Raw genomic sequence first — 7,385 nt, 5'->3', positions numbered from 1 at the left:
TTAGAGTAGAGTACAACGAACCAATAACTAATGAACGTAAAGAATACAAAGCGCATTTTACCTTAAAAAAATAACTGTATTTTATTAAGAACATTACTTAAAAAGCTGAATGACAAAAAATAAAATCATTCAGCTTTTTAAGTAAATAGACTTTTAATTCGCGCAAACCAACTCATAAGTTTATTCCGTATTTTTACAAAAAAAATGATATGTCTATCATAGAAAAGTTAAAATGGCGCTACGCTACTAAAAAGTTTGATGTTACTAAATCACTTTCAGAAGAAAAGTTGAATACACTAAAAGAAGCTTTTAATTTAACAGCTTTGTCGTATGGTTTACAAACTTTAAAATTAATAGTAGTTGAAGATAAAATTATTAGAGAACGTTTAGTCGATGTCTCCTATGGCCAACGTCAAGTTGTAGATGCTTCTCATTTATTAGTGCTTTGTATTCAGGCAGAAATTGATGATAATGATATTGAAGCACATTTTGACACCATAAAAGCCATAAGAAATACTCCAGATTCTGTGTTATATCCTTTTAAATCACAATTAAAGTCAACAATTAATCAAATGCCTAGTATTAAAAAGATAGATTGGGCAACCAAACAGGCTTATATTGCGTTAGGAAACTTAATGACAGTCTGTGCTGTAGAAGAAATTGATAGTTGCCCAATGGAAGGATTTATTTCCAATGATTTAGATGAAATATTAGGAATAGATGCTTTAGGTCTTAAGTCTGTGTTACTTCTACCAGTAGGATATAGAGCCAATGATGATATGTTTGCGGACTTTAAAAAAGTAAGAAAGGATTTATCTGAAACCATTATAGAATTGTAATTTTTTTATGAAAATAAAAATCTCAAAACTGTATATTTGTTAGCTTAAATTCAACTTTTAATATTTATTACAATCTATGCCTGGATTCGAATTATTTAGCGATTTAGAACGAAACGAAGTAAATGATGTTTTAGACAATGGTGTTTTAATGCGCTATGGTTTTGATGGTATGAGAAATGGCCATTGGAAAGCTAAAGAGTTAGAAGCTGAATTAGAAAAAACATTTGAATCTAATCATGTACAATTAGTATCAAGTGGAACCGCAGCCGTTTCTGTAGCCTTAGCATCAGCTGGAGTGGGAGCAGGAGACGAAGTGATTATGCCTACGTTTACATTTGTTGCGAGTTTTGAAGCTATTATGATGCTAGGAGCTATTCCCGTTTTAGTTGATATAGATGATACTTTGACACTAGATCCAAAATCTGTTGAGGCTGCGATTACTCCAAAAACAAAAGCAGTAATGGTAGTACAGATGTGTGGAAGCATGGCAAATATGGATGCTTTAAAATCAATCTGTGATAATCATAATCTGGTTTTTGTTGAAGATGCATGTCAAGCTATTGGAGGTACATATAAAGGGCAACCATTAGGAAGCATTGCGGACTTAGGCTGTTTTTCTTTTGACTTTGTAAAAACGATAACTTGTGGTGAAGGTGGCGCTGTTGTAACCAATAATAAAGATTATTATATTAATGCCGATCATTACAGTGACCATGGCCATGACCATATAGGTCATGACAGAGGTGCAGAAACCCATCCTTTTTTAGGTTATAATTTTAGAATTTCAGAGTTGCATGCTGCTGTAGGATTGGCACAAGTGAGACGTTTACCTGAGTTTATAGCTATTCAAAAGCGCAATTATACAATTTTAAGAAATGCATTAGCTAGAGTTCCAGGTGTTACTTTTAGACGGGTTCCAAAAGGGGGAGAAGAAAGTTATGCATTTTTAAATTTTTTCTTACCAGATGCAGAATCTGCTCAAAAGGTTATGGCCGCATTTAAAGAAAACGGCATTGATGCATGTTGGAATTATTACCAAAACAATTGGCATTATATTAGAAAATGGGATCATCTTAAAGATTTAAAATCTTTATTCCCTATATCAAATGAAGTTAGAGACGGTTTAAAATATCTACAAACAAAAACCTTTGAACAGTCTGACCATTATATATCTCGAAATATTTCTTGTTTAATTAAATTGTCTTGGACAGAAGAAGAAGTTAATGAACGTGCTGAAAAAATGGCAAAAGCTATCAAAAGTATTTTTTAAAATTACCAACTATATTTTATTTCCGACCATTTTTACAATTAGTCTAGGTATTTAAACGCTTAATTCTTATTTATATAGCTGTTAAAAAATGAGAGGCATTATTTTTAATCTGCTTTATCTAGTTAAAGTTGGTTGTTGGTGGTGTAAAATCTGTAAGACAGCGTATTATAGAATTTAAGCAAAAAAGTATTATTTAAATATTAGGCCAAGGTTTTATAATGCCAATGAGGCACCTTAATCTTACAATTTAATCGCACATAATATGTATGTAAAACAGCGTACATAAGCTTATTAATTTTCAATTAAGAGTCTATTCTGTGGTAATTATAGTGCTATATCTATAGGTGTAATTATTTGTTTAATTACATTATTTAATGCGGAAAGGGAAGTTAAAATCAAAGTTATCAAACACTAACACTATAGGATAAAATTCCCCATGTTATAAAGCATGTAACAAATCGTGTTACAAATATTATAATCTTAAATTATTCATTTTCATAATATTGCGTATCTTTAAGTGTATAATAATATATTTTATGAAATATCAGCTTTTTATTATTTTCTTACTCATATCATTTGTTTTCTATGGGCAAAACCAAAAGAAGTTAGATTCATTAAAAGTTCTTTTGTCAGACACAGAAATTAGTCAACATCAAGCACAACTTAATTTAAATATTTCAAAACTTATTGAGAATAAAAATCGTGATTCTAGTAAAATATACGCGAAGACTACCGAAAAAATAGCGCTTAGATTACGTGATAAAGATTTATTAAGTAAAGCTTTTTTACAGCAAGGTAAATTGTTTTACAAACAACAAAAAGATGATGTTGCCTTAATTTTTTTCAATAAAATAGATTCATTATATCAAATAGAGAAGGTCATTACTGAGGACTACATAATGACGAAAATTTATCGTGCAGAAATCTCTAAATTCAGATTGACGATGCCAGGAGTTTTAAAGGCTAAGGATTATATATTGGAGGCGATAAATCTTGCGGAGGAGACTAACGACGAAAAATTAATTAACCTTACAAAATATAGGTTGGGTGAGTGGCACGGATTTATGTCCCAGGCAAGAGATACGAAGGAACATTTAGATACAGCAAGGATATACGTTAATAAGGTCCTAGAATATTATCAAAAAGAAAAGAATTACAAATTTATTGCGAATGTGTATTATACATTGGCATCTATAGATGCTTCGAGCAAAGATTATAAAGCAGCTGAGATTAATTATAAGAAAAGATTAGAAGTTATTAAAAAATCAAATGATTCAGTAAAAATCAGTGAAGCTTATTATGGGTTAGGTTCTGTTTTTAGAAGATTTAACCAGCCAGACAAAGGGTTGAAATATTTAGATTCTGCAGCCGCTATTTTTAAAACGCATGGTTTTTCTACCGACGATAGAAGAAAGAATTTATATAAAGATTATGCTTATTTATATGAGTTAAAGAACGATTATAAAAATGCGTTTGTGAATATGCAGAAAGCGTTTGTATTTAAGGATTCTATATTTAAAGAGGAGAATAGTAAAAATGCGATTGAATTAGATGCTAAATATCAAGCGGCTAAAAAAGAGCGAGAAATCATACTGTTAAAATCGCAAAAAAAATTATCTGAAGAACAGAAAACTAATCAGCGCAATCTTTATTTAGGAGGTTTGGGATTAACAACAATAGCGGGATTATTCTTTTTTGTTCTATTTCAAAACCGACAAAAAACCACAAAAAAATTAAAAGAACTCGATGATTTTAAATCAAAATTATTCGCCAATATATCTCACGAGTTTCGTACACCATTAACCCTAATATCTGGACCAATAGATAAGCGCTTAAACAGTTCAAACCTTACAGAAGAAGATAGAACTGATTTTGAAATGATTCAACGTAATTCGGATAGATTACTCAATTTGGTAGATCAATTGTTGGATCTATCTAAGTTAGAGGCTGGTCATTTAAAACTAAAAGTAAGTCAAGGAGATTTATCTGTTTTGTTAAAATCTATGGCATCTTCTTTTCAACATCAAGCCACTCAGAAACACATAAACTATACTATTAATATAGATGAATTAAATAACGTTTGGTTTGATAAAGATGTTATTGAAAAAACGGTTATAAATTTACTGTCTAATGCTTTTAAATACGCACCTGAAAATAGTGCTATAAATTTTAATGCATTAGTTCTAGATGATACATTACAACTGCAGGTAGAGAATAAAGGTAATTTATTAACCAAAAAGCAGGTTGATAATATCTTTAACCGTTTTTATCAAGCAGATGAAAATACAGAAGGAGTTGGCATAGGTTTATCATTAGTAAAAGAGATTGTTAACTTATCTTATGGAGAAATTACTGTAGAAAATACTTCTAATAAAACAATACTATTTAAAGTTTATTTACCCATTCTTAAGTCACAATTTAAGCCCAGTGATTTCGCAGATGCTTTTACCAATCCTCCAATGATTAAACAAAAAGAGGATACAATTAAAGTAGAAAAAGCAGCAGTTAAAGAGGTTATAGATGAGAACCGTCCTATTTTATTGATTGTAGATGATCATGAAGATATACGAATTTTTGTTAAATCGGTTTTTAAAGACAGCTATCAAGTGGTTGAGGCTTCTAATGGCGAAATAGGAGTAGAAAAGGCTATTGCGTTAGTCCCAGATATTATTATATCTGATGTAATGATGCCAAAATTAAATGGCTTCCAATTATCTGAAATTCTTAAACAAGACGAACGAACAAGTCATATCCCAATTATTTTATTAACAGCAAAAACGGAAGATACAGATACGTTTAAAGGTTTAGAAACTGGTGCAGATGATTATATTACGAAACCCTTTAAAACAAAAGCATTAGAAATAAGAGTGAAAAATTTAATCAATTCAAGGTTAAAACTTCGTGAGCGCTATAGTCAAGAATTGGTGTTAAAACCAACAGAGATAGCTATTAATAGTTTTGATGCTCAATTTCTAGAAAAGCTAAACATTGTTATTGATGAAAACATAACAGAACCAACTTTTAGTGCAGCAGATTTCAGTAAAGCATTAGGTATGAGTCGTATGCAATTACACCGAAAATTAAAAGCACTTACAGGTTTGTCTGCAACAGAATTTGTGCGTTCTCAACGTTTAAAATTAGCAGCAGACTTGCTTAAAAAGAGCGATGCAAATGTTTCTGAGATTGGATATTCGGTGGGTTTTAATGACCATTCTTATTTTGCAAAATGTTTTAAAGAAATGTATGGTTGTACTCCAACAGAATTTATTTCTAAGCAATAATTAGTCTTATATTTTTCCATTTATTGAGCTAAATTTAATGCACTTCATGGCTCGTAGCGCTTGTATTCATTGAGATGTTACATAAATTATAGTGTTTGTTACATGTCTTATAGTTAGACAGTTACGTCTCAGCTAACTTTACAATTGTAATACCCTTCCTTACTAATTAAAATTTTTAACCCTTCATTAATAGCTTTATGACTAATGAAAAGCTTGTGGGCAATATTGAAAAATTGTCATCAAATAAAATATATATAAATGTTAACCTTTTAGAAAAAGGTATTTATAATTTAAACATAGTACATAAAAATAAGATTATAAAAAGCACACATTTTAGCAAAGAATAAGTTCACCATCAAAATAACCAACCATGAAAAAAACAGCCATTATTATCAGTTTTTGTTTACTAACAGTGCTATCTTATGCTCAAGTTGGCATAGGTACAACAAATCCAGATGCATCATCAGCATTAGATATTAGTTCTTTAGATCGTGGATTGTTAATACCGCGTGTAAGTTTAGTAAATGTTACCAATGCTACTACGCCAATCGCTTCACCTACAACAAGTTTATTAATATGGAATACCAATCCGACTGTCACAGGAGGAAGCGGAGTAGGTTATTATTACTGGAATGGTATTTGGACTCCTTTATTAGGTGGTGGAAATACCTTAAACCAAGCTTATAATCAAGGAGGTCCAGGTGCTGGTAGAATAATATATGCAACAAATGGTGATTTTCAGGTAAGCTCAGGTAGAGTAGAGTTTACAAATGTTACGGATGCTACTGGAGTTGCAAATACAGGTGTCCTTGAGATAGCTAATTCATTAAGGTTAGACGGAAACGAGGTAATTACAAATTCTAATACAGAATTGTTTCTACAAAACGATAATAATGGAGACCTTAGTGTAGATAATACAACACTTTTTGTAGATGCAAGTACCAATCGAGTAGGTATAGGAACAATTGCTCCAAATGCTGCTTTAGATACAAGAGGGGCTGCTATTTTTAATGAAGACAGTGGTGATTTTGATTTTAGAGTAGAATCTAATAATAACGCTAGTATGTTTTTTGTAAATGGAGGAACAAATAGAGTTGGTATTGGTACTGAGTATCCTGGTGCTACTGTAGATGTTAGAGGTTCGGCTATTTTTAATCAACTTGGTACCAATTCAGATTTTAGAGTTGAGTCTGAAAATAGAGCTTATGCTTTATTTTTAGATGCTGATAGAGATGTTGTTTTCATTGGGTCTAATACTTTTAATCCAGGCGGATTAAACAATAACGGAGATGTCATGCCAAATGGAGTTGTCGTAGATTATGTGGCTTCTTTTTATCAAGGAAGTACTAATGGAACAGCGGTACAATTAGGATCTACGGAATATATTATGGACTCAGGTAACTTGCATATGTCTGTGTATGGTAGTTTTTTGCCATACTACCCAATGAGTTCAACATCTCCTTTTAATCTTGGGAATTCTGCACAACGTTGGAATAGTGTTTGGTCTATAAATGGAACTATTCAAACTAGTGATATAAAGCTAAAGAAAAATATAAAGCCGCTTAATTACGGGCTTAATGAAATCTTACAGTTAGAAACCATAAAATACCAATGGAAGAATAGTATTGATGATAAGAATAAGATAGGATTCTCTGCGCAACAGCTATTAACCATTATTCCTGAAGTTGTTTCAACATACGATTATGAATATGCAGAAGATGAAAAAACAATGGTTAGAAAAGAAAATGAAAATTTAGGAGTTTATTATAGTGATTTAATCCCTGTGCTTGTAAAAGCAATTCAAGAGCAACAATTACTTATTGAAAAACAAAATCAAAAACTTGACAAAATTGATCGCTTAGAAAGAGAATTAAATGCACTTAAATCCTTAGTAAAAAACAAAAATTAATTTTTTTATAATAAGTCTCAATGTTTGAGAAGTTCTCATATTTTGAGAATATTTAGAAAGTCACTGTAGGGAGTGGCTTTCTTATT

General features: G+C 31.0%; 4 protein-coding genes. All 4 read left to right on the top strand.

The features are described from left to right. The first annotated feature begins 209 nt into the window (after nt 1–209). Complete coding sequence (locus tag ABD730_RS13540; RefSeq protein ID WP_334471159.1) at nt 210–839, top strand: NAD(P)H-dependent oxidoreductase; 630 nt, start codon at nt 210–212, stop codon at nt 837–839. Nucleotides 840–915: 76 nt separating this feature from the next. After that, on the top strand, nt 916–2,109 hold the full coding sequence (locus tag ABD730_RS13535; RefSeq protein WP_344715389.1) for a DegT/DnrJ/EryC1/StrS family aminotransferase: 1,194 nt from the start codon (nt 916–918) through the stop codon (nt 2,107–2,109). A 536-nt stretch (nt 2,110–2,645) separates the two neighbouring features. Further along, nucleotides 2,646–5,390 (top strand): response regulator, encoded by a 2,745-nt coding sequence (locus tag ABD730_RS13530; RefSeq protein WP_344715387.1) that lies wholly within the window; start codon nt 2,646–2,648, stop codon nt 5,388–5,390. A 370-nt stretch (nt 5,391–5,760) separates the two neighbouring features. Further along, a complete protein-coding gene (locus ABD730_RS13525; protein WP_334471153.1) occupies nt 5,761–7,299 on the top strand; it encodes a tail fiber domain-containing protein in 1,539 nt (512 codons plus the stop codon). The last annotated feature ends 86 nt before the right edge of the window (nt 7,300–7,385 follow it).

Origin of the sequence: Winogradskyella damuponensis, from assembly GCF_039538385.1 — a bacterium.
Taxonomy (GTDB): Bacteria; Bacteroidota; Bacteroidia; order Flavobacteriales; family Flavobacteriaceae; genus Winogradskyella; species Winogradskyella damuponensis.
Note: the sequence above shows the minus strand (reverse complement) of the source record. Positions and strands in the feature narration are given on the sequence as shown.